Raw genomic sequence first — 526 nt, 5'->3', positions numbered from 1 at the left:
ACGAGATGAGTAGCTGTATTCTTGCTCGAAGTCGCGGTCTTCAGTTAGTGGGCGAGTCGTTAGAAAGCGCTCAACACTCATTGCTGCTTTGCGACCTAATGCCATCGCTTCAATCACGATGTTACCGCCACACGCGTCACCAGCTACGAAGACGTCTTCTAGGCTAGAAGCTAACGTTTGTTTATCGACAACGTAACGGCCGCCGCGAGTTTGCTCTAGTGCACCGTCAGTAATATCTGCCACGATTTGACCGGTTGCAAAAACGATGGTGTCTACAGAGATGGTTTTACTTTCTTCGCTGTACTGAGGTGCAAAGTTGCCTTGCTCATCAAAGATAGACAGGACTTTCTTGATAGTGATGCCGGTTACTTTGCCGTTCTCGTGTTCGATAGCAACTGGGCCCCAACCTGCGTTGAACTCGACACCTTCTTCTAGCGACTCGTCGATTTCGATTTGGCTTGCAGGTAGGTTCTCTAGGCTCTCAAGTGAACATTGGTAAACGTCGCTTGCACCAATACGCCATGAA

The 526-nt window shown here is 49.0% G+C and carries 1 protein-coding gene; it reads right to left on the bottom strand.

The window, feature by feature from the left end; translation table 11 throughout:
- Positions 1-526, bottom strand: a 526-nt coding sequence (locus R7Q48_RS30815) for an FAD-dependent oxidoreductase (RefSeq protein ID WP_318134213.1), incomplete at both ends; no start/stop codon positions are given.

The sequence above is a fragment of the Vibrio sp. 378 genome (assembly GCF_033339435.1).
Note: the sequence above shows the minus strand (reverse complement) of the source record. Positions and strands in the feature narration are given on the sequence as shown.